Source organism: Nonlabens sp., from assembly GCF_965660805.1.
Lineage (GTDB): Bacteria > Bacteroidota > Bacteroidia > Flavobacteriales > Flavobacteriaceae > Nonlabens.
Genome location: NZ_CBFIBE010000026.1, coordinates 1 through 22,212 on the forward strand (window position 1 = coordinate 1; position 22,212 = coordinate 22,212).

20 protein-coding genes and 1 tRNA gene are annotated in these 22,212 nt (G+C 37.0%); 5 read left to right on the forward strand and 16 right to left on the reverse strand.

Features of this window, described 5'->3' with window-relative positions; all coding sequences use genetic code 11:
- Positions 1 to 183: 183 nt before the first annotated feature.
- Together ACTF48_RS07565 and ACTF48_RS07570 are read left to right on the forward strand one after the other, a co-directional pair.
- Entirely contained in the window at positions 184 to 486 is a 303-nt protein-coding gene (locus tag ACTF48_RS07565; protein WP_438962550.1) for a rhodanese-like domain-containing protein, read from the forward strand.
- 34 nt (positions 487 to 520) lie between these two features.
- Positions 521 to 1,354, forward strand: a complete 834-nt coding sequence (locus ACTF48_RS07570; protein WP_438962551.1) for a helix-turn-helix domain-containing protein — start codon at positions 521 to 523, stop codon at positions 1,352 to 1,354.
- A 141-nt stretch (positions 1,355 to 1,495) separates the two neighbouring features.
- Here the strand turns inward: ACTF48_RS07570 and ACTF48_RS07575 are convergent, their stop codons facing one another.
- Complete coding sequence (locus ACTF48_RS07575) at positions 1,496 to 2,395, reverse strand: EamA family transporter (protein ID WP_438962552.1); 900 nt, start codon at positions 2,393 to 2,395, stop codon at positions 1,496 to 1,498.
- A gap of 390 nt (positions 2,396 to 2,785) precedes the next feature.
- Here ACTF48_RS07575 and ACTF48_RS07580 point away from each other — a divergent pair, with 390 nt between their 5' ends.
- Positions 2,786 to 3,619: a universal stress protein gene (locus ACTF48_RS07580; protein WP_438962553.1), complete on the forward strand. Its 834-nt coding sequence runs from the start codon at positions 2,786 to 2,788 to the stop codon at positions 3,617 to 3,619.
- Positions 3,620 to 3,893: 274 nt separating this feature from the next.
- On the opposite strand, the gene ACTF48_RS07585 is transcribed toward ACTF48_RS07580, so the two are convergent.
- The 15 genes from ACTF48_RS07585 to mraZ all read right to left on the reverse strand — a co-directional run bounded on the left by ACTF48_RS07585 (position 3,894) and on the right by mraZ (position 20,356).
- Positions 3,894 to 3,967, reverse strand: a tRNA-Arg gene (locus ACTF48_RS07585).
- 8 nt (positions 3,968 to 3,975) lie between these two features.
- Complete coding sequence (locus tag ACTF48_RS07590; RefSeq protein WP_438962554.1) at positions 3,976 to 4,422, reverse strand: GatB/YqeY domain-containing protein; 447 nt, start codon at positions 4,420 to 4,422, stop codon at positions 3,976 to 3,978.
- A gap of 324 nt (positions 4,423 to 4,746) precedes the next feature.
- Positions 4,747 to 6,747 (reverse strand): cell division protein FtsZ, encoded by a 2,001-nt coding sequence (ftsZ, locus tag ACTF48_RS07595; RefSeq protein ID WP_438962555.1) that lies wholly within the window; start codon positions 6,745 to 6,747, stop codon positions 4,747 to 4,749.
- A gap of 186 nt (positions 6,748 to 6,933) precedes the next feature.
- Positions 6,934 to 8,268, reverse strand: a complete 1,335-nt coding sequence (ftsA, locus tag ACTF48_RS07600) for a cell division protein FtsA (RefSeq protein WP_438962556.1) — start codon at positions 8,266 to 8,268, stop codon at positions 6,934 to 6,936.
- A 4-nt stretch (positions 8,269 to 8,272) separates the two neighbouring features.
- A complete protein-coding gene (locus ACTF48_RS07605) occupies positions 8,273 to 8,986 on the reverse strand; it encodes a cell division protein FtsQ/DivIB (RefSeq protein ID WP_438962557.1) in 714 nt (237 codons plus the stop codon).
- Positions 8,976 to 10,343: a UDP-N-acetylmuramate--L-alanine ligase gene (gene murC, locus ACTF48_RS07610; protein WP_438962558.1), complete on the reverse strand. Its 1,368-nt coding sequence runs from the start codon at positions 10,341 to 10,343 to the stop codon at positions 8,976 to 8,978. Before murC ends, ACTF48_RS07605 begins: the two co-directional genes overlap by 11 nt.
- On the reverse strand, positions 10,336 to 11,424 hold the full coding sequence (murG, locus tag ACTF48_RS07615; protein WP_438962559.1) for an undecaprenyldiphospho-muramoylpentapeptide beta-N-acetylglucosaminyltransferase: 1,089 nt from the start codon (positions 11,422 to 11,424) through the stop codon (positions 10,336 to 10,338). Before murG ends, murC begins: the two co-directional genes overlap by 8 nt.
- A complete protein-coding gene (locus ACTF48_RS07620; RefSeq protein ID WP_438962560.1) occupies positions 11,411 to 12,616 on the reverse strand; it encodes an FtsW/RodA/SpoVE family cell cycle protein in 1,206 nt (401 codons plus the stop codon). Before ACTF48_RS07620 ends, murG begins: the two co-directional genes overlap by 14 nt.
- A gap of 2 nt (positions 12,617 to 12,618) precedes the next feature.
- Positions 12,619 to 13,977: a UDP-N-acetylmuramoyl-L-alanine--D-glutamate ligase gene (gene murD, locus ACTF48_RS07625; RefSeq protein ID WP_438962561.1), complete on the reverse strand. Its 1,359-nt coding sequence runs from the start codon at positions 13,975 to 13,977 to the stop codon at positions 12,619 to 12,621.
- On the reverse strand, positions 13,977 to 15,212 hold the full coding sequence (gene mraY, locus ACTF48_RS07630; RefSeq protein ID WP_438962562.1) for a phospho-N-acetylmuramoyl-pentapeptide-transferase: 1,236 nt from the start codon (positions 15,210 to 15,212) through the stop codon (positions 13,977 to 13,979). The genes murD and mraY overlap by 1 nt, the downstream gene beginning before the upstream one ends.
- Positions 15,213 to 15,224: 12 nt before the next feature.
- Positions 15,225 to 16,691, reverse strand: coding sequence for a UDP-N-acetylmuramoyl-L-alanyl-D-glutamate--2,6-diaminopimelate ligase (locus tag ACTF48_RS07635; protein WP_438962563.1), 1,467 nt, complete (start codon positions 16,689 to 16,691; stop codon positions 15,225 to 15,227).
- A complete protein-coding gene (locus ACTF48_RS07640) occupies positions 16,688 to 18,679 on the reverse strand; it encodes a penicillin-binding protein (protein ID WP_438962564.1) in 1,992 nt (663 codons plus the stop codon). Before ACTF48_RS07640 ends, ACTF48_RS07635 begins: the two co-directional genes overlap by 4 nt.
- Positions 18,666 to 18,998 (reverse strand): FtsL-like putative cell division protein, encoded by a 333-nt coding sequence (locus ACTF48_RS07645; protein WP_438962565.1) that lies wholly within the window; start codon positions 18,996 to 18,998, stop codon positions 18,666 to 18,668. Before ACTF48_RS07645 ends, ACTF48_RS07640 begins: the two co-directional genes overlap by 14 nt.
- Position 18,999: 1 nt before the next feature.
- Entirely contained in the window at positions 19,000 to 19,914 is a 915-nt protein-coding gene (gene rsmH / locus ACTF48_RS07650) for a 16S rRNA (cytosine(1402)-N(4))-methyltransferase RsmH (RefSeq protein WP_438962566.1), read from the reverse strand.
- On the reverse strand, positions 19,889 to 20,356 hold the full coding sequence (gene mraZ, locus ACTF48_RS07655; RefSeq protein ID WP_438962567.1) for a division/cell wall cluster transcriptional repressor MraZ: 468 nt from the start codon (positions 20,354 to 20,356) through the stop codon (positions 19,889 to 19,891). The genes rsmH and mraZ overlap by 26 nt, the downstream gene beginning before the upstream one ends.
- Before the next feature lie 297 nt (positions 20,357 to 20,653).
- Here mraZ and ACTF48_RS07660 point away from each other — a divergent pair, with 297 nt between their 5' ends.
- Both ACTF48_RS07660 and yihA read left to right on the forward strand, forming a co-directional pair.
- On the forward strand, positions 20,654 to 21,418 hold the full coding sequence (locus ACTF48_RS07660) for an alpha/beta fold hydrolase (protein ID WP_438962568.1): 765 nt from the start codon (positions 20,654 to 20,656) through the stop codon (positions 21,416 to 21,418).
- A gap of 189 nt (positions 21,419 to 21,607) precedes the next feature.
- The gene (yihA, locus tag ACTF48_RS07665) at positions 21,608 to 22,210 is read left to right on the forward strand and encodes a ribosome biogenesis GTP-binding protein YihA/YsxC (RefSeq protein ID WP_438962569.1); all 603 of its coding nucleotides are present in this window, start codon (positions 21,608 to 21,610) and stop codon (positions 22,208 to 22,210) included.
- The last annotated feature ends 2 nt before the right edge of the window (positions 22,211 to 22,212 follow it).

The following is a 22,212-nucleotide window of genomic DNA, read 5'->3' on the forward strand; positions in this document are numbered from 1 at the left end:
ACGGTTTCATTTTATTTTGAAATATAGGCGAAAAAGAAACGAATTATATGAGTCATTAGGAATGTAAATTGGTATAATAATGGAACATAAAAAGCACGCTTTCGCGAAAGCGTATAAAAACATTACAAATTAAGTGTTTTACTGGTAAGTATTAAAAAAAACGATCGTCTTAAAAAGAAAACCATGTTCGGACTATTCAAAAATAAAAAGAAAGAAGTGATACAAAAGTATCTTCAAGAAGATGCACAGCTGCTAGATGTGCGCACAGCTTCAGAGTTTAATGGAAGTCATATAAAAGGTTCTAAAAATATTCCTGTACAGAACATAGATCAAAAATGGAATACACTAGATAAAGACAAACCAGTGATCGTTTACTGCGCTATGGGTGGTCGCAGTAATATTGCGGCTGCAAAACTAAAGGCAAAAGGTTTTAAAGTAGTAAATGCCGGTGGGATAGGCTCTATGCGAAAACACTTAAAATCGTGATTATCTTATGATCTATTCTTCCTATTTTTAGGAAATGAAATTAGACTATCATAACATTAAGGAGGAAGGAAAATTTACGATTACAAGTTTTCAATGTGGTCCATCATTACAATTACTTCAGGAAAAAGGATTATACAAAATAGTATGGTGTACACAAGGTGAAGAAAAACTAGTTGTAGATGGCTATGACGTAATTCTCAAAAAAAACCAAGTTCTTTTTTGCACTCCAGTAAATATCATAGAAATACCTAAGGATAATCACGGTCTCATCGCCTTTGTTTTTAATAGAGAGTTCTACTGTATCCAGCATAATGATTCAGAAGTATCTTGTATGGGTGTTTTATTTTTTGGTTCTTCCAGCGCACCTATTATTCATCTGGAAGAAAAGGATCAACGCAGTTTTAAGGCCATGCTGGTTTTATTTCAAGAGGAATTTGAGACTAGAGATCACATTCAAGGAGAAATGCTACGCACGCTACTTAAAAGAATGCTGATCACTTCTACCCGATTGATCAAACTTGATAATAATCAAGCGAACCTATCCGTGAAACAAGTAGATTTAATTAGAAAATTTAATATTCTGGTAGAACAACATTTTAAAGAAAAACATCAAGTAGCAGACTATGCAGACTTGCTTTTTAAGTCTCCTAAGACTTTATCAAACTTCTTTAAAAAACACAATGTGAAGTCGCCACTAAAAATCATTAATGAACGCATAGCAGCTGAGGCAAAACGGCTCCTACTCTACTCTGATAAAAGTGCTGAAGAAATCGCTTATGAACTAGGCTATAAAGAGCCGAGCCACTTTTCAAAGTTCTTTAAAACGCAAGTAGGAACTTCGCCTTTAACTTTTAGAAACAGTAAATAACATATTATACCTAAAACAACAATCCTATAGAAGAACTACAGAACAAATGTGTTGCACTTATGGGTTGAACTCAGCCATTTTGGTATTATTATTTTACTTAGTTGAAACTATAAACTCCTGACTCAGTTTTAATTGCAAGATCTAAGAATACAATATTAAAAACACACCTATCATAATTCCTGCCAGTGGTATGAGCTTTTTACGCTTGTTCTTTTCTTTAAAAATAAGTCCACCTATGACTACTGCGATAATAATCTGACTGCGCTTAATGGCAGATAGTAGCATGATCAACGCTTCTGGATCTTGCAGCGCTTTAAAGTAAAAATAATCGGCAGTTTGTAATAGAATCCCGACTGCTGGAATGGTCCAGCGAAATTTAAAAGCTGTACGTTTTTCTTTATAGGGAAACCAGGTAACACTAAGAATAACTAGCAGAATCATTATCGTATAAAAACAAAACCAAAACTGCAAAGTCTGCGGATTTAAAGTTAAGTTCTGTATTAAAAACTTGTCATACAATCCACTACTTGCTCCTAAAAAAGTAGCGGCAATAATGGCAAAAATCCACTTATTACTTTTAAAATGTATTCCTTCTTTTTTACCTATTCTAGAATATAAAACGACTGAAAATATGATCAAGAAAAAGCCCAGCCACTGCCAGTTATTAGGCATTTCTTTATAGATGATGATCGCACCTATAAAAGTAAAAAATGGTCCAGCAGACCTGATAGGTGTCACTATAGTTAGAGGTAAATGTTTGAGCGCTTGATAAGCCAGTATCCATGATGCTGCCATGATCATGGATTTTATAAATATAAATCCATGTGTAGACCATGCGATGGATTCTACAAAAAAACCTGCTTCTTTAAAGGTTACTGGATACAACCACGAGCCTATAAATAAAGGAAAGATCAATAAAAACCCAGCCGTAGTAGTTCCTAGCAGTACAGGAAAAACCTCATTACCTCTTACGGCATCTTTCTTACATAAATTATGTAATCCTAAAAATAAAGCGGCCAAAAGACCTAAATACATCCACATCGCGCGAAAGTAGTTTTTTCTAAAATGTTTTTAATAAACCTGCGGTTTGAATTTAATACTTCATTTAAAAATGATGAAAAACCTTAAACTATGTGTCTAAATTAAAAAGGCATGTACTTCCTTAATCACTAGGTAAATCTTACTACTGGCAGCTCTCTGGTTAAAAAAGTAACAAGTACTTAACTGCTGCAGTCTAGGTGTTCCAGAATGCATAAAACTAATTTTTTATACATATCGCATGAAAGGTTTAGAATGACAAATCAATATCTACAACCTTAAAATGAAACAAAAAAATCATTGTGCGTTTATTAAAAACTGATGATTATCATGTTTTAAGCCGTTAATGAAAAGTAATTTCGTACCGTGTAACCAATTAATCTAATTTACAACATGAAAACCATATTAATCCCAATTGATTTTTCTCAAACTAGTCATAAAGCCCTAGAAGTAGGCGCCACTATTGCTAAGCGCATTAAGGCAAAACTAGTTCTTATTCACATGGCAGGACTAGAAGTAGGTCTTAATGAGAAGAACACCAGTTTTGAACAAGCTATTTTTTACAGTAAAGTGGTAGGTAAAAAGTTTGAAGAATTAGTACAGGAGCCTTACTTAGAAGGAGTTACTGTAGAACCTATTCTACAAAAGCACCTAGACTTTGAAGGAATTAATGAACTTGCCAAAGAAATAGATGCCGCACTCGTAGTGATGGCTACGCAAGGTAGTAAAGGACTTGCTGAAATCATAAAAGGCAGTAATACTGAAAAAGTAGTACGCTATTCAGAAGTACCTGTGCTCGTCATAAAAGATAACGACCTACAATTTGCGCCAGAGCGCATGCTATATGTAAGTGACTTTAATATTGAAACCATAAAAGCATACCATAGAATGGTAGAAATCGCCACCTTATTTAATGCTCGCATTGAGTTTTTATATGTGAATTTACCGGGCAGTAACTTTAAAAGCACCTCTGAGATGGATGAGACCTTACTCAATTTCTTTAAAGAAGTAAAGCATCCAGATCCAGTAAAAGCGATTCAAATGGTAAACCGCCATGCAGACTACTCTGTAGAACAAGGTGTTATGAATTTTTCTGCGATCTCAGGTACAGATGTTATCGCTATTCCTACACACGGCCGTACAGGACTATCCCATATCTTAAAAGGCAGTATAAGTGAAGATATTGCAAATCACTCTGTGATGCCAGTGCTTACTGTTAAGATGTAGATATACGCTTTTGCGAAAGCCGAAAAAGAATTACCTATGTACCTATTTAATTTACTCAAGGATTTACAATACCAATTTGTATTTATAATGTCGTACATATAAATTGAATTATTTTTGATTTCTCTTCAAAAAATTCAGAAAACCTCCACTAATCTTTGAGTAAATTAAATTTCATCGTTTCATAATAACATCCCACAAAGCTCCGCTTTGAAAATAAAAAAGCCAGGACTAAAATTGAGTTGCTCAATTTTAGTCCTGGCTTTTCATTTATTCGTGACCTCGATGGGATTCAAACCCATAACCGCTGGAGCCGAAATCCAGTGCGCTATTCAGTTGCGCCACGAGGCCTTTATTAATTAAGCTAATTTAGCTTTTACAATAGTGCTTATAGTTCTACCATCTGCTTTACCAGCTAGTTGTGCATTTGCCTGTCCCATAACTTTACCCATATCTTTCATTCCTGCTGCTCCGGTTGATTCTATGATGGATACGATTACTTTTTCAATCTCTGCCTCAGTTAATTGTTCTGGTAAAAATTGCTCTAAAACCTTAGCTTGAGCTAGTTCTGGTTCTGAGAGATCTTCCCTATTCTGTTCAGAAAAAATACGAGCGCTTTCCTTGCGCTGCTTTACTAATTTTTGAACCAGTTTAATTTCATCATCACTAGATAACTCTTCACTACCGCCCGATGTTTTGGCTAGTAATATCTCACTTTTTACAGCGCGTAAAGCCGCAAGTGCTGTCTGGTCTTTGGCTTTCATGGCTTCTTTCATAGCCGTCATGATCTCTTTTTCTAAACTCATAGCATCTATTCTTTAAGGGTATAAAAGTAAGGCTAAAATAAATAAAAATAAAGAGTACATCCTTCCTAGAACCGTGCCCAACAGGTAATTTATCAAGCATGAAAAAACCCGAATTTTAATAATACCAATTCACATTCCTAATGTCGCATATAATTCGTTTCTTTTTCTCCTATATTTCAAAATAAAATGAAACCGTAGCTTAGGCTATGCTTTCATTTTATTTATCATCTAGTCAAAAAATAATTCAAATTAAGAATACGGCATTAGAAACATAAATTGGTATAAGAGATTCGGGTTATACTTTTTCAGGGGAAAAAATTATTATTAATCTACATTATCATGTAAAAAAGAATTGTTTGTACGCAATTGTATCTCATCATTTTCATCTGTAGAAAGTGAGGTTCTAGAGCGCTCTGACTCACCTGGTAATTCATCTAATTCAATGCCTTGACGTTCATAAGCGGGCTTCCTTTCTATTTCCTCTAATTTATGTGAATTCTTAAACTTAAAGTTAAAGGAATGTAATTTGCGCTTACGTTCTTCGGCTCTTTTAATGAGCATTTCATTAATGGGTAAATCAGTTAAATCTACATTTTCTTGAGTCTCTTCTTTAACATGAGTATCCTCAAGTGGCTCTGCAGGCTCTGATTTTGTAATTAACTGAATCTCTTCTTCTGTAGCTGGCGGTGTTTCTTGTGCAACCGGTCTAGCCTGATTCATGGTCTCTTCTATTTCCATATAATCATCTAGAGAGTACTTAGTCACGCCTTGTTTAGAAACTTCAGTAACTGGGATCACGTTTATAGGGTCATTTACTTCTATGTCTTCAAGACTATGAACTATAGTAGATTCAGGAGTTTTATCTTCAGTCTGAGATAAAGGCATATCAAAGTCTAAAAGAAATTGATCTTCATCCTTTTCTACAACAATCTCTTCAACAGCAGCAGCAGCAGGAGCTTCTTCTCTTATTACAAATTCTTTAGAGTCTGAAACGTCGAGAACCTCTTCATAAGTTACATTTAAGTTTGTAATAAACTCAGTAGTAGGAATTAATGGATTCTCTTCATTAATTGCTGGCATTCTTGGTTCTGGCTCTTCATCACCTAGTGTATGAATGATTTTAAGTGGTTCACTAGGCTGTGTGGATTCTATTTGTTGTGGGGTTTCCGCTTTCGCGAAAGCGTTATTAACATCATCTTTTTCTTCATTATCCTCTTCTAAATCCATGATGATCTTACCTGGAATAGCCGTGGTAGTTTCTTCTAAAACTGCGCTGGCGCGTTGCTCATCTTCTAGCGTGTGGATGATGCGTTTAGCTTCGGTATTTGAAATATCGTTTTGCTGTTCTTTATTAAAACCCGTAGCAATCACGGTTACTGCTATAGCGTCTCCTAGCGACTCGTCCTCACCTACACCCATGATGATGTTTGCGCCACCACCAGCCTCTGCCTGGATCAAGTCATTAATCTCACCTATCTCATCAATAGTGATTTCTTCAGATCCTGAAACTATGAGTAACAGCACATTCTTAGCTCCTGTTATCTTATTATCATTTAATAATGGCGAGTCTAGTGCTTTAATTATTCCTTCTTGTGCTCGATTTGAACCACTGGATTGAGCACTACCCATAATAGCAGTTCCAGAGTTAGAGAGTACCGTTTTTGCGTCACGTAAATCTATGTTTTGTGTATAGTGATGGGTTATAACCTCAGCAATACCACGTGAGGCTGTAGCAAGTACCTCATCTGCTTTAGAGAATCCAGCTTTAAAACCTAAGTTTCCATAAACTTCTCTGAGCTTGTTATTATTTATGATAATTAAAGAGTCCACCTGTGCACGGAATTTTTCAATTCCTAGTTGGGCTTGCTCATTACGCACTTTACCTTCAAAGTTAAATGGTGTGGTAACGATACCTACGGTAAGAATTCCCATCTCACGTGATATTTGAGCAATTACTGGAGCAGCACCAGTTCCTGTTCCTCCACCCATTCCTGCGGTGATAAATACCATTTTAGTATTAGTATCGAGCATAGCACGCACTTCTTCTATACTTTCTTGTGCAGCGCGCTCACCTACTTCTGGATTTGCTCCAGCTCCTAAACCTTCAGTTAAGGTTACTCCTAGTTGTATCTTATTAGGCACAGGACTGTTATCCAGCGCTTGTGAGTCTGTGTTACATATTACAAAATCTACTCCTTTTATTCCTTGCTGGAACATGTGCTTGATGGCGTTACTACCGCCGCCACCTACGCCTATTACTTTAATCACATTAGACTGGTTTAAAGGCAAGTCAAATGCTATACTGTTAAAATCTTCATTACTCATATCGCTGCTACTTTATGGTTTAAATACTCTTTACTTCTTTTTATTTAAGGTCAAAACCTTTTAATTCCTTTTCTACTTCTGAAACCCTTTTCCCTAACCCTAAAGGGTGAGGTTTCTTTCATTTCAAATCCTATATCTCGCTCCTATTATTTGTGCTTAATTTTAGATTTATTTTTCCTTTTAATTTTATTCTGCCTGGTCTAAAAAGTCTTTCAACTTAGTAGTCCAGTTTTCAAAAAAGCCTCGTTTTTTTTCTTCTTCAACGGCTTGTTCTTGTTGTTCTTGAGTTGCTTCTGTTTGTTCAATGTTTTGTTCTATAATTTCTTCTACGGGCTGCTCTTCTAGTTTTGTATCTAGGTAACTATCTTCTAATCCTTTCATTACTAATCCCACTGCGGTTGCAAAAACAGGACTGGTACTTTCTGAATCGCTATCACCAGCAAGGTGTTCATTAGGGTAACCTATACGGCTGGGCATTCCCGTTACATACTCGGCAAGTTGCTTGATATGTTTTAACTGGCTACCACCACCGGTAAGGACTACTCCAGCAATTAACTGTTTTTTAGGATCATCATGCCCGTAGTTTTTAATCTCTACAAAAACGGTTTCTAAAATCTCAATTACTCTTGCATGGATGATTTTACTTAAGTTTTTTAAGGTAATCTCCTTAGGCTCACGACCACGCAATCCAGGAATGGAAACGATTTCATTTTCTTTATTCTCACCTGGCCATGCGCTACCAAATTTAGTCTTCAACAACTCTGCTTGCTTTTCTATAATCGAGCAACCGGCTTTTATGTCTTCAGTAATAATATTTCCACCTTGTGGTATTACCGCTGTGTGACGTATGATGCCATCTTTAAAAATGGCAAGATCTGTTGTCCCACCACCTATATCGATGAGTGCTGCTCCAGCTTCTTTTTCTTCTTGACTCAAAACCGCATCTGCACTAGCGAGTGGTTCAAGTGTTATTTTTTTTAAGTCTAAGTCAGCACTTTTAACACATCTATAAATGTTCTTAATGGAAGCCACTTGACCTACTACTACATGAAAATTTGCTTCTAAACGGCCACCATACATCCCTATAGGTTCCTTAATTTCTGACTGTCCGTCTATTTTATATTCTTGAGGTAATACATGAATAATCTCCTCTCCTGGTAGCATGACTAGTTTATGAACCTGACCGCAAAGTGTATCTATATCTCCTTGATCCATTACTTCTTCAGAATTTCCTCTGGTGATATAATCACTATGCTGTAAACTGCGTATATGCTGTCCTGCAATACCTACCGTTACCTCACTTATTTTAATACCGCTCACAGCCTCAGCCTGATCTACTGCTTGCTGGATAGATTGTATGGTTTGCGTGATATTATTAACGACACCTCTATGAACGCCTAAACTTTTAGAGCGTCCTACACCTAGGATTTCTAGCTTGCCATATTCATTTTTACGACCTATCATGGCCACAATTTTTGTGGTTCCTATGTCTAGTCCTACTGCATATTCTTTTAAATCCATGTCCTTACTTTTTAATACTCACCACCTGATTTTTATATCTTAAATCAATTGTTTTGATTTGATTTAAGCGTTTATCTTTTTCCATTTTTGCAATGAAAGCCTTATAATTCATCGCTTTGTGTTCTAAATCTTTTACTTCTCCCCATATTACTTCATAATCATGAGCTCTTATTTCTAATGTCACGACTCCTTTTTTATCAAAGGAGATTTGTGTTACCGCTGGCTTTAAAAACGGGTCATCATTTATAAAATTCACCAGTGTAAATAGTGCGTTTTTTAAAGAATCCTTATACCCATAAACTAGTGGTACAAAAGCGGTGTGCTCTTGAGATAACGGCATGAGTTTATTATCAGAATCTAAATACATTTGATCTGGTGAGATGAGTCGAGCGATAGGTGTTCTTTGTTCCACAAGAACATTAACACGACCGTCTAGAGAAACAGAAACCACTGCATCTCTGACCATTGCATTTTCTACAATACTCTTTTCACCTCTATTCAAATCTAAATTTTCTATAGCTAAAGTTTGAGCACTATCTACATTTTGTATCAACAATTTATTAACGTTCTTTTCTGAAATAAAAAGTGCTTTGCTATCTGTATATGAGATAGTTACATCTTTGATGTTTCTTTTATCAAATCTGTGACTTGCAAAAGCATAAGCACTGAATATCAACACAGTACACAAAACCACTTTTAAAAGATTTCTAACGCTCATGTTTCAAAAATTTATTTGTTAATTTCTGAATCTCTATCCCTATATCTCCAGCACCTATCATGACCACTAAACGTGTGTTCATTTCTACAATAAACTCTTCTAGATCTTCTTTATCAAGAACTGTTATTACAGCAGGTTTTTTATCTAATTCTTTAATTTTACTACACAGCGCTTGAGAAGTAATTCCCTCTATAGGTAATTCTCTTGCGGGATAAATATCTAATAAAGCTAGCTTATCAAACTGCCCTAAACTAAAAGCAAATTCCTCCATAAAATCCTTAGTGCGAGAGAATAAATGCGGCTGAAAGATCACTAGCACTTCCTCATCTGGGTACATTTCACGCACGGCTTGATGTACAGCACTTATCTCTGTAGGATGGTGCGCATAATCATCTATAAGTACTCGATCTACAGTATTAACTCGATAAGTAAACCTGCGTTCTACACCTTGAAAAGAGCCTAAAGCAAGTCTCAACTTCTCTACCTCAACTCCATACTCCATAGCCATAGCTAGAGCGAGAAGCGCATTAGAAAGATTATGTTTTCCTGGTAGCTGTAGCACAAATCCCTTGTAGATAGATTCACCTATTTGCAAGTCAAAATGATACGAACCATTTACTACGGTCACCTCAACTGCTTTATAATATCCATTTTGAACTCCTACCACTATTCCATCTATAGAAACCTGCTCGTTTACCAGCAATTTTTTATAATCTAGCAACCCAGCAAAATCATGAAAAGTCTGCTCAAATGTTTCCACATCTCCATAAATATCCAGATGATCTGCGTCTATAGCGGTAATACCGGCAATGTCAGGAGATAACTGCATGAATGATCGATCAAACTCATCTGCTTCAACGACCATTACATCAGTTCCAGAGCATAGATAATTAGTCTTGAACTCTTCTAAAATTCCTCCACAAAATGCGGTAACTTTCACATCACTTTTATATAATAAATGAGCTAGAATGGCACTCGTAGTTGTTTTTCCATGTGTACCAGCTACTGCTAGACAGGTCATGGTTTGTGAAATTTGCCCTAGTAACTGAGCACGTTTGATGGTAGAGACTCCGCTTTCGCGAAAGCGTACTAACTCATCCATCGTAGCAGGAACAGCTGGTGTGTATATAACTTGAGCCGTACTTACATTTTTAAATGCTGCTGGAATAGCGCTGAAATTATCATCATAATGAATATGAATCCCTTCATCTTCTAATTGTTGAGTTAAAGCGGTAGTGACACGATCATAGCCTGCAACCACCTTTCCTTGCTCATGTAAATAACGAGCGAGCGCACTCATCCCTATCCCACCGATACCGATAAAATAAACATGGGTAATATGTTGTAAACTAGTCATGTATGATAGACTCTAATTGATTCACTATATCTACGGTAGCATTAGGTAATGCGAGTTTTTTAATTTGGTTAGAGAGGTCGCTTTGTAATTTTTCATTATTAAAGAGCTCTTTCCAGATGGCACTAAAATTTTCATCCAGATCTGCTTCTTTAACCATTAAACCAGCACCTTTATCAACTACGGCAAGCGCATTTTTAGTCTGATGATCCTCTGCCACATGTGGTGACGGAATAAAAATCACCGGTTTCCCGACGATGCATAGTTCAGAAATAGATCCTGCACCAGCACGAGAAATGATAAAATCAGCTTTGGCATAAGCCAGATCCATTCTATTTAAAAAGGCATAAACTTGAACATTATCTGAGCACTTATCTTTATATTCTTCATAATAATACTTACCGCACTGCCAGATGATCTGTACATCTTGAGAGATCTCATCTTTATAAGTATCTATTAACTGGTTGATGCGCCTGGCTCCTAAGGACCCTCCTAAAACAAGTAAGGTTTTTTTATGCTCGTCTAGGTTAAAATAATCGTTTGCTTCTTCTTTATTTGCATCTATATGTATTAAATCCTGACGCACAGGATTACCAGTAAGAACTATTTTTTCTTCAGGGAAGAAACGCTCTAATCCTGTGCTGGCTACACATATTTTGTGAACTTTTGTAGACAGTAATTTATTAGTAATTCCGGGATAGGAATTTTGTTCTTGAATCAAGCATGGTACTTTCTTCATGCTTGCCATTTTTAATAATGGACCACTTGCATAACCACCAGTACCTATTGCAGCTGTAGGTTTGAACTTATTTATAATTGAACGTGCGTCCCATAAACTCTTGAGCACTTTTAATGGAAACGCTAGATTATCCAGTGTAAATTTGCGTTGCAATCCACTGATCCATAACCCTTTTATTTCATAACCAGCTGCTGGAACTTTCTCCATTTCCATACGATTACTGGCTCCTACAAAGAGAATTTCACAATCTGGCCAGCGACGCTTGCACTCGTTTGCAATAGCTATAGCTGGATAAATGTGACCACCTGTGCCACCACCTGATATGATAAATTTATAAGGCTTCACTTAAAACATCTAAAGGGTTCAACTCTTCGTTTTCATTTAACTCATCTTGCTTGCGTAATGTTTGTCTTTTAGAACTTACACTCAGCACTATACCTACTGCCATACAGGTCATCCATATAGATGTTCCTCCACTACTTATAAGCGGCAGCGTTTGTCCTGTTACTGGAAAAATATTTACAGCTACGCCCATATTAATGAGTGCTTGTAACACAATGGGAAGTCCTACTCCTATGACGAGTAAGGAGCCGAAAACTGTTTGTGCCTTATTTGCTATTACAACGATCCTAAACAGAAATAGCAAGTAAACTCCTAGCACTACCATACCGCCTAATAAACCAAATTCTTCTATGATGATAGCATATATAAAATCACTTGACGACTGTGGTAAAAAGTGCTTAGTTGTACTTTTTCCTGGCCCTACTCCTATGGGATAACCGTTTGCGATAGCGGTTTTAGCCTTTTCTACCTGATAAACAGAATCGCTATCACCTTCACCAGCAAAACTTGCTATACGTGATGCCCATGTATCTACTCGATTAGGTAACAATCCTGGAAAAGCTTTGGCGGTAAGTACAAACAATCCTAGAGCTACTATCCCTACTCCTATAATACCTAGCAAATATTTCCATGGATAACCTCCTATAAAACACAAAATCAACACCATTAAAAAGATAAGTGCTGTGGTAGAAAAGTTAGATGGTAAAATCCAAATCAATACCATGCCTACTGGAAACCAAAGCGGCCACAAGGACTGTTTAAAAGTGACTACTTTATCTTTAATACCGCTCAAGTATTTTGCTACATAAGTCATTAATACCACGCTGGCCAGCGTACTGGTTTGAAAACCAACTCCTAAAACCGGGATACGCATCCACCTGCTAGCATTTGCTCCATTCATGGTAGTTCCTTGAAAAGCTGTATAAATCAACATTAAAACTACAAAAGGTAAAAACATAACACTCAAACCTTTAAACCAGTTATAAGGGATTTTATGTACTGCATAAGCAATACTTAAGCCTAAACATAAATGAACAAAATGCTTAATAATGTATTGAGCTGTATTCCCTTCTCCACCATTAAGATAAGCCAGATTACTGCTCGCACTGTAAACTGGTAAAAAAGAAAACATAGCTAGTGCTAAGACCAGTGCCCAAAGAAATAAATCGCCAGATATGTAATCTTTAATCTTCATTTTTAAAGAGCTCTTACAGCGTTTTTAAATTGACGTCCACGATCCTCATAATTTTCAAACAGATCAAAACTTGCACACGCAGGTGACAGTAACACATTATCTCCAGGACCTGCAAGTTTATATGCCACACGCACGGCGTCTTCCATAGAACTGGTTTCTACCATTTGTTCTACACAACCACTAAAAGCCTCAACGATTTTTGCATTATCTACTCCTAGACACACAATCGCTTTTACATTTTTATTAACCAGTGCATAGAGATCACTATAGTTATTCCCTTTATCTACACCACCTACTATCCATACGGTAGGTTTTTCCATACTATCTAGCGCATAATATGTTGCATTTACATTAGTCGCCTTAGAGTCATTTATATACTGTACTTTATTAATCTTAAGCACTTGTTCTAAACGGTGTTCTACTCCTTGAAAAGAGGCAAGGCTTTGTCTTATCGTCTCTTTACGTATTTGAAGCAGTTTTGCAGTAGTTGCAGCTGCCATAGCATTTGCAGTATTGTGTTTTCCTTTTATGGATAAATTTTGAATAGGCATAGTTAATAAGTTTGAGTCTAGGTTGATATTGATTTGATTGTCTTGTATATATGCTCCATATTTCAATTGTTTTTCCATTGAAAATGGGACTAATTTTGATTTAGGTTTAAAAAGTGTAAGTGCTTTTTCTATAGCTGGATCATCAGCATTATAAATGAGGAAATCATGCTCATCTTGATTCATAGCTATACGCATTTTACTGGCTACATAATTTTCAAATTTGTATGCATAGCGATCCAGATGATCTGGTGTAATATTGAGCAATACCGCTATGTGAGGCTTAAAGGTCGTAATACCATCTAGTTGAAAACTACTCACCTCTAGAACGCGGTATTTTGCGGGACCTTCAGCTACTTGAGCAGCATAACTCTTCCCTATATTTCCTCCTATGGTAACATCTAGATCTGCGATTTGAAGCACATGACCTATTAAAGTGGTAACAGTTGTTTTACCATTACTTCCCGTAATTGCTACCTCTATTTCATCAGTAAATCGAGAGGCGAATTCTATTTCAGATATCACTGGAATTCCAGCTTCTAAAATCTTTTGAACTATGGATGCATTATCTGGTATTCCAGGGCTTTTTACGACAAGATCAGCATTAAGAATTTGCTCCATATCGTGTCCACCTGTTTCATGCGGGATATGTTGATCTTGTAACGCTTTCGCGAAAGCGTCTTTCAAAAAACCACCATCACTTAAAAACACATCATGACCACGCTGTGTAGCCAGCATTGCTGCTCCTACACCACTCATGCCGCCACCCAGCATTACGATTCTCTTTTTAATATGTGAGTTTAACTCTGTCATTATCTTAATTTAAGAGTTACAACACTTATGATAGCTAGTAAAATCCCGACAATCCAGAATCTTACCACTATTTTACTTTCATGGATCCCTTTCTTCTGATAGTGATGATGCAATGGTGACATTAAGAATATGCGACGTCCTTCACCATATTTATTTTTTGTGTATTTAAACCAACTCACCTGCATCATCACCGATAAATTTTCCATTAAAAATACACCACAAAGAATAGGAATTAACAACTCTTTACGAGTTGCAATGGCAAGCACCGCAATGATCCCACCTATAGTTAAACTACCTGTATCTCCCATAAAAACTTGTGCTGGAAAAGTGTTATACCACAAAAACCCAACAAGAGCTCCAGTAAATGCTGTAATAAACACCACCATTTCACCAGAGTTAGGGATGTACATAACATTAAGATAGTCTGAAAAAATAATATTCCCTGATATCCATGCAAATAATGCTAGTGTAATAACTGCTATCGCACTGGTTCCTGCTGCAAGTCCATCTATTCCATCAGTAAGATTTGCTCCATTAGATACTGCTGTTACTATAATGATAACAATAGGAATGAAAATTAACCATGCCCATGAAGCTAAACTCGGGTCGATCCAATCTATTAATGATGTGTATTCAAACTCGTTATTTTTAAGAAATGGAATGGTTGTTTTAGTAGATTGATGTGCCTCACCAAAAGCTACTGACAACTCTGTACGCTCCATAATCTGTTGTGCAAGAACAGGATCTTTTACCTCTTCTTTTATAGTAATCCCAGGATGAAAGAACATAGTAGCTCCTACTATCGCACCTAACCCTACCTGGCCTAAAACTTTAAACTTACCTTTTAATCCACCTTTATCTTTTTTGAAGATTTTAATGTAATCATCTGTAAAACCTATGAGTCCCATCCATACCGTAGTGACAATAAGTAGCACGACATAAACGTTATCTAGTTGTGCGAGTAATAAAACGGGTATTAAAGTAGCCATGATAATGATGATTCCTCCCATAGTAGGTGTTCCCGCTTTTTCTGACTGTCCTTCAAGACCTAAATCCCTTACCGTTTCCCCTACTTGCTGGCGCTGTAAAAACTTGATAATGCGTTTTCCATAAATCGTAGAGATACCCAAGGAAAGTAGAAAAGCTATCGCTGCTCTAAATGTGATAAAACCGAACAATGACGCGCCAGGAAACTGGAACTGTTCTTCTAAATATTTAAATAGGTAGTAAAGCATTATTCTAGTTAGTTATTTATTGAGTTGGTTAAGTAAATCAGCGACAATCTTGCGATCATCAAAGTCTGATCGCACACCATTCACCTCTTGATAGGTCTCGTGACCTTTTCCTGCAATGAGAATGATATCGTTTTGTTGTGCCATTTGAACGGCAGTTTTTATGGCATTTTTACGATCTGTTACCGTAAGTGTCTTTTTAAAATCTAGAGGTTCTACACCTTTTTCCATATCGGCAAGAATAGCATCTGGATCTTCTGTGCGTGGATTATCGCTTGTAAAAACTACTTGATCACTTAGCGCTGCAGCGATATTTGCCATAACGGGTCTTTTAGTCTTATCGCGGTCACCGCCACAACCTACTACAGTTATTAATTTCTCATTACGAGTACGTATGGAATTAATCGTTTCAAGTACGTTTTTTAATGCATCTGGTGTGTGAGCATAATCTACAATAGCAGTTATGCGATGGGCTGCAGTCGTGAAATATTGAAACCTTCCTGAAACTCCATCAAGTTGTGATATAGCCTCAAGAACCTCCATAGAGTCCAGGCCTAATTCTACAGCACAACCATAAATAGCTAGCACATTATAAGCATTAAACTCGCCTATCATTTTAGTCCATAGCTCTTGATTATTCACTTTAAGCTGTAAACCGCCGAACTGGTTTTCTATAATTTGCGCTCTATAATCTGTATAGGTTTTAAGCGCATAGCCCAGTTTGCGTGCCTTTGTATTTTGGAGCATATAAGCACCATTTTTATCATCCAGATTTGTTAAGGCAAAACCATGTGAAGGTAGCATATCAAAGAATCGTTTCTTCACATTCCTATATTCAGCAAATGAATTGTGATAATCCAGATGATCGTGAGAAAGATTAGTAAACATAGCGCCTACAAAATGTAAACCCGTCACACGTTCTTGGTCTATTCCATGACTGCTTACTTCCATGAAACAATAATCAACTCCGGCATCTCGCATGGCTGCTAGGTGACTGTTAATAGTTAAAGGATCTGGTGTAGTATGTTTAGTAGGTATCACTCTACCATCAATTAAGATCTCTACCGTGGAGATTAAACCTGATTTAAAACCTAGTTTTTTAAATAATTGATACAACAAACTAGTAGTGGTGGTTTTACCATTTGTACCTGTAACGCCTATTAATTTTAAATCACGTGAAGGGTTATCATAAAAGTTTGCTGCCATAAGCGCAAGTGCTGTATGAGAACTTTTCACTTGAACATAAGTAACCTCTTCAGACTGGTAATCTGGAAGCTCCTCTAGAACAACAACTCGAGCACCTAAATCCACCGCCTTTTCAATAAATTGATGTCCATCAACAGCCGTACCTTTAAGAGCAATAAACACATCACCCTTACTAACAGCTCTAGAATCAAAATGAATATGCTCTACTGGAACATCAGTAGTTCCTATTACAAGCTCTAAGCTTACCTTATATAATAGGTCTTTTAAATTCTTCATGATAGAGTTAATGTTATTAGGTCATTTATTTTTACTCGAGTACCAGGCGCTTTGCTTTGATCTCTAACTTTTCCTTTGCCTTTAAGGATCACTCGTGCTCCTAAATTTTCCAGTAGTACTACAGCATCCATGGCATCCATTCCTTTAAGATTAGGGATCTTATTTGAAGTAGTTTGCACCTGGGCATAAAAGTTATCTTGTGACTTTTCTATTTCGTCAGGAGCTATTTCGGGCATGAGAACCTCATCGAGCATAGGGTTATTTGCATATATTTTTTGAGCAATCTTTTTAAATACAGGACCGGCAACTATATTCCCATAATAACCTTTAGATTTTTTAGGCCTGTGAATCACTACTATACAGCTATATTTAGGTTCATCGGCTGGAAAATAACCTGAGAAAGATGCTATGTAAGCCAGCTCCTTATCTTTACGACCGTAGTCTAACTGGCAAGTTCCTGTTTTACCAGCCATAGAAAAACTTTCAGAGTACAGGTTATCTGCTGTTCCACGTCTTACCACATTTTCCATCATCACCTTAACTTTATCTACAGTCTCTTGAGAACATATGGATGGATTAATAATAGCACGATCATACCGTTCTATAAGTTGATCTTTAGAACGTACTTCTCTGATTAATCTGGGTTTTACCATTACCCCATTATTTGCAATTGCGTTATAAAAGGTTAATGTTTGTAATGGTGTTACCTTGAGTCCGTATCCATAAGCCATCCATGGTAATGAGATACCACTCCAGTTAGCATCATCTGGATGAGGAATCATAGGAACTCCTTCTCCTGCTATAGGTAAATCGAGCTTTTTATTGAGTCCCATGCTATAAAGTCTGTCCACATAACGCTCTGCATTATCTTTGCCCCTATAATTATCAGTGACCATTTGAACTAGCGCTGTATTTGAAGACACCTCAAAAGCCCTTGCAACACTTATTTTTCCATAACCACCATACTTAGAGTCGGCAACATTTCTACCATAAAAAGAAATTTTACCACCTCTAGTATCAAAAACAGTACTGGTATCCACTACTTTATCTTCTAGTGCAGCGACTACACTCATTAATTTAAAAGTAGATCCTGGCTCGTGAGATTCCCACACAGCATAGTTACGTTTCTCATAGTATTTACCACTTTTTCCACGACCTAGATTAGACAAGGCTTTAATCTCTCCGGTAGCCACTTCCATAACCACCGCAGTACCATGCTCTGCTTCAAAATACTCAAGCTGTTCCAATAATGCGTGATGCGCTACATCCTGCATATTTACATCAATGGTTGTATAAACATCATAGCCGTCTTGTGGCTCGATCTCATTTGCTCCACTAATGGGCTTCCATTGATTTTGAGAGATCTTTTGTTTTTGACGCACTCCATCACTACCTCTTAAAAAAGGAGCAAAGGCGCCTTCTAATCCTACTGGAGCACTACCTGGTCTATCATAGCCCACAATACGCTCTGCCATTTTACCCAGCGGATGTTCTCTCACCACACGCTGCTCCACTATGATACCACCGCGATAAGGTCCTTTATTAAATAATGGAAATGATTTAATATTTATGTAATCACCATAATCTAGGTTTTTTGCAATAAGCATATAGCGATTACGATTACTACGTGCGGCACGTAATTTTTTAGTGTAATAGGATTTAGTGCGATTCAGTTTTCGCGCAAGCGAATCACTTAATGGTCCCACGAGCGATTTAAAATCTTCATCATTAGGCGCTACCGCATCAAAACGAATATCATATTTAGAGATAGAGGTTGCGAGTAACTGACCATTTGCATCATATAAGTTTCCACGATTAGATGGAATGGTATCATTTTTAAAAATGCGTTGTTCTGCTTTGGCTCGATACATATCACCATCCACAAACTGGATATTAATAATCTTCACGATTATAGCCAGCGCGATAACTAACAGCACCAGACCTACTATGTAGATCCTACTCAATATGCTTTTTTCAGTTGTTGCCATCTGGTGAAGTAGATTTAATAATTATCTTTTGCGGCGGATTTTTTGCTGGAGCAATACCGCGACTTTTTAATTTGCTGGCAATGGTGGACTCCATTTGCAAAATCATCAACTCTTTCTGGCCAAAGGTGTACTGACTGCGCAGCTCGTTTTCACGATCTGCAAGCTGTCCTATATAATGCACTTTCTTCTCAAAACTATGCCCAGTGTAGATCATAATAATGGAAAGAAACACTGCAAAAATGATGAAGCGCCAGTTTTTAAACGCATCATCATTAGTTAAAAACCTACCTTTTAATATGTCATATACCTTTGATGCCATATTAATCTATTATACGCTCTGCAATACGCAATTTTGCACTGCGCGCTCGATTATTTTCTTTTATTTGTGCGGCAGTAGGAACTATTAACTTACCTACTTTTTTAAAAGGTACACTCACTCTACCGAAAACGTCTTTTTCTGGTTCTCCATGAAAAAGTCCATTACGTATAAATCGTTTTACAGGTCTATCTTCGAGAGAATGGTAAGAAATCACGCTTAACCTACCTCCTGTTTTAAGCACATCACGTGACTGAATTAAAAACTCTTCTAATACGTCCATTTCCTGATTCACCTCTATACGTATGGCCTGAAAAACCTGCGCCAGTATTTTGTGCTGTATGCGCTCAGGAACAAACGGCGCACATATTTCCTTTAGTTGTCCTACCGTTTCTATAAGTGCTTCACTACGTTTTTGCAGGATGGCTCGAGTTAACTTAGGAGCAATGCGCAACTCACCATATTCTTTAAAAATCTGGTTAAGCTCTTCTTCATTATAATCGTTCACAACCTTTACAGCATCTAGATCTCCTTCCTGATTCATGCGCATATCTAATCGCGCATCAAAACGTGTAGAAAAACCACGACCAGCCTCATCAAACTGGTGTGAGCTCACACCTAAATCTGCCAGAATACCATCTACCTGTTTCACACCATACATGCGTAGAAAGCGCTTCATGAACCTGAAATTCTGATTAATTAAAGTAAACCTAGTATCATCTATCACATTTTCTAAAGCATCTAAGTCTTGATCAAAAGAAAATAACCTACCGTTTTCATCCAGCCTGGAAAGAATTTCACGTGAGTGACCACCACCGCCATAGGTAACATCTACATAGGTTCCTGACGGGTTTATTGCGAGTCCATCTACAGACTCTTCCAGCAATACTGGATTATGATAAAAGGTCTGTTGTGTCATCTCCCATTACTTCTTCAGCGAGATCAGCAAAATCTACAGTTGCAGCGTCTATAGCTTGCTCGTAGTTTTCCTTATCCCATATTTCTATAATATTAATCGCACTCGATACAGTGAGATCTTTTGATATGCTAGCGATTTGAATTAAATCCTTAGGAATTAACAATCTACCATTTGCATCTATTTCTACGGTTTTTACACCAGCAGTAAAACGACGTATGAAGTCGTTATTTTTCTTTTTAAATCGATTGAGCTTATTCATGCGCGCCATCATCTCATTCCACTCTTTCATGGGATACAACTCTAAACAAGGCTGGAATACAGAGCGTTTAAGCACAAAACCTTCTTGCAAGACTGGTGCTAGCTGCTTTTTTAATGAAACAGGCATCATAAAACGCCCTTTTGCATCAATTTTACACTCGTATGTTCCTATGAAGTTTATCAACCTTAATGAGTTATGAATTCAAATATAAAATTATTACTCCACAATTTACCACTTTTTACCACATTGTTAATAAAAGAGTCTTTTTCTGAATAACTATAGGACTTATAAACAATTTGAAATAGATGTAAAGGAGTTAAAAAAAGGGTTTTCTGAATATGCTTTCGCGAAAGCGAGATAAAAAAATATCACTTAGTGTCATAAAGTGGGAAATGAATAAAATAGCCTTTCTAGTCATATACATTTCATGCATTATATGATCAAAACAACTATATTTGCTTACTATACCAAACACAGTATATGACGCAAAAGCTCGTTAAAGACGGTAAATTTGAATACTACGCCACAGGCGAAGGAACTCCTATTATTATTCTTCATGGATTAATGGGTGGTTTAAGTAACTTTCAAGGTGTGATCGATCATTTCCCTGCAAAAGGCTATCAAATTGTGGTACCGTCATTACCTCTTTATAGTATGCCGTTACTCAAAACCAGTGTAGGCACATTTGCAAAACATATTAATGATTTTATCAACCACATGGGCTGGGAAGAAGTGATTCTTCTAGGTAATTCTCTAGGTGGTCACATAGGTCTAGTAACCACTAAATTATTTCCAGATAAAGTAAAAGCGCTGGTGATCACAGGCAGCTCTGGTCTTTATGAAAGTGCCATGGGAGAAAGTTACCCTAAACGTGGAAATTATGAGTATATCAAGAAAAAAGCCGAAGGTGTTTTTTATGATCCTGCAGTAGCTACTAAGGAAATTGTGGACGAGGTTTTTGGCGTGGTAAACGACCGTAATAAACTTATTAAAACGCTTGCCATTGCAAAAAGCGCCATACGTCATAATATGGCAAAAGATCTACCTAAACTACAGCTACCTGTTTGTATTATCTGGGGAAAACAAGATAACGTAACTCCACCAGAAGTAGCGACAGAGTTCCACGAGAAATTACCCGACAGCGACTTATTCTGGATCGATAAATGCGGCCATGCTGCGATGATGGAGCACCCAGATGAGTTTAATGAGATTCTTGCTGGCTGGTTAGAAAAACGTGAGCTTTAGTTCATGGTTATGCAAGCTTTATAAAATCTTGAGATCATCCATGAGATTACTAAAAAGTAATTTGCTACTCATGATTAGCGCTACATAAAAATACCACTTAAAACAACTCACAGACAACTGGTACCTGATCGCTTACTAATTCCTAGCTTACTATCTAATGAAAACAAAGAACTACCCTATCTTTGTGATATGAAAATAACTAGTTCTGAATTTGTCATTTCTAATCAAGACGTAAAAAGATGCCCAGATAGCAGGCTGCCTGAATATGCTTTTATAGGCCGTTCTAATGTGGGAAAATCTTCTTTAATTAACATGCTCGTTAATAAAAAAAGTCTTGCTAAAACGTCTGGAAGACCAGGTAAAACTCAACTCATCAACCACTTTTTAATTAATAAAAGCTGGCATCTTGTAGACCTACCAGGTTATGGTTATGCTCGAGTTTCTAAAACAAGTAAGGCAAAATTCCAAAAATTCATTACTAATTATTTCCAGCAACGCAAACAACTCGTTTGCGCCTTTGTTCTAGTAGATGTGAGGCACGATCCTCAACCTATAGATACTGAGTTTATGGAGTGGCTGGGTGAAAATGGAATTCCATTTGGAATCATATTCACTAAGGCTGATAAGGTTAAACCAAAAGCACTCGATCGTAACGTAGAACATTACAAACAACAACTACTCAATGGTGTATGGGAAGAAGTGCCACCTTACTTTATAACAAGTTCTTCTAACGGTACTGGACAGGAAGAATTACTTCATTATATAGGTGAGATTAATGAGAATCTACGGTAGTT

Bases quoted from the DNA above. Each gene is read 5' to 3' on its own strand.
- ACTF48_RS07645 (WP_438962565.1), bottom strand. From the start codon at position 18,998: ATGGCATCAAAGGTATATGACATATTAAAAGGTAGGTTTTTAACTAAT.
- rsmH (WP_438962566.1), bottom strand. From the start codon at position 19,914: ATGACACAACAGACCTTTTATCATAATCCAGTATTGCTGGAAGAGTCT.
- ACTF48_RS07640 (WP_438962564.1), bottom strand. From the start codon at position 18,679: ATGGCAACAACTGAAAAAAGCATATTGAGTAGGATCTACATAGTAGGT.
- mraY (WP_438962562.1), bottom strand. From the start codon at position 15,212: ATGCTTTACTACCTATTTAAATATTTAGAAGAACAGTTCCAGTTTCCT.
- ACTF48_RS07590 (WP_438962554.1), bottom strand. From the start codon at position 4,422: ATGAGTTTAGAAAAAGAGATCATGACGGCTATGAAAGAAGCCATGAAA.
- ACTF48_RS07570 (WP_438962551.1), top strand. From the start codon at position 521: ATGAAATTAGACTATCATAACATTAAGGAGGAAGGAAAATTTACGATT.
- ACTF48_RS07635 (WP_438962563.1), bottom strand. From the start codon at position 16,691: ATGAAGAATTTAAAAGACCTATTATATAAGGTAAGCTTAGAGCTTGTA.
- murD (WP_438962561.1), bottom strand. From the start codon at position 13,977: ATGACAGAGTTAAACTCACATATTAAAAAGAGAATCGTAATGCTGGGT.
- ACTF48_RS07605 (WP_438962557.1), bottom strand. From the start codon at position 8,986: ATGAGCGTTAGAAATCTTTTAAAAGTGGTTTTGTGTACTGTGTTGATA.
- murC (WP_438962558.1), bottom strand. From the start codon at position 10,343: ATGACTAGTTTACAACATATTACCCATGTTTATTTTATCGGTATCGGT.
- ACTF48_RS07580 (WP_438962553.1), top strand. From the start codon at position 2,786: ATGAAAACCATATTAATCCCAATTGATTTTTCTCAAACTAGTCATAAA.
- ACTF48_RS07620 (WP_438962560.1), bottom strand. From the start codon at position 12,616: ATGAAGATTAAAGATTACATATCTGGCGATTTATTTCTTTGGGCACTG.
- yihA (WP_438962569.1), top strand. From the start codon at position 21,608: ATGAAAATAACTAGTTCTGAATTTGTCATTTCTAATCAAGACGTAAAA.
- ACTF48_RS07660 (WP_438962568.1), top strand. From the start codon at position 20,654: ATGACGCAAAAGCTCGTTAAAGACGGTAAATTTGAATACTACGCCACA.
- ACTF48_RS07575 (WP_438962552.1), bottom strand. From the start codon at position 2,395: ATGTGGATGTATTTAGGTCTTTTGGCCGCTTTATTTTTAGGATTACAT.
- ftsZ (WP_438962555.1), bottom strand. From the start codon at position 6,747: ATGAGTAATGAAGATTTTAACAGTATAGCATTTGACTTGCCTTTAAAC.
- ACTF48_RS07565 (WP_438962550.1), top strand. From the start codon at position 184: ATGTTCGGACTATTCAAAAATAAAAAGAAAGAAGTGATACAAAAGTAT.
- ftsA (WP_438962556.1), bottom strand. From the start codon at position 8,268: ATGGATTTAAAAGAATATGCAGTAGGACTAGACATAGGAACCACAAAA.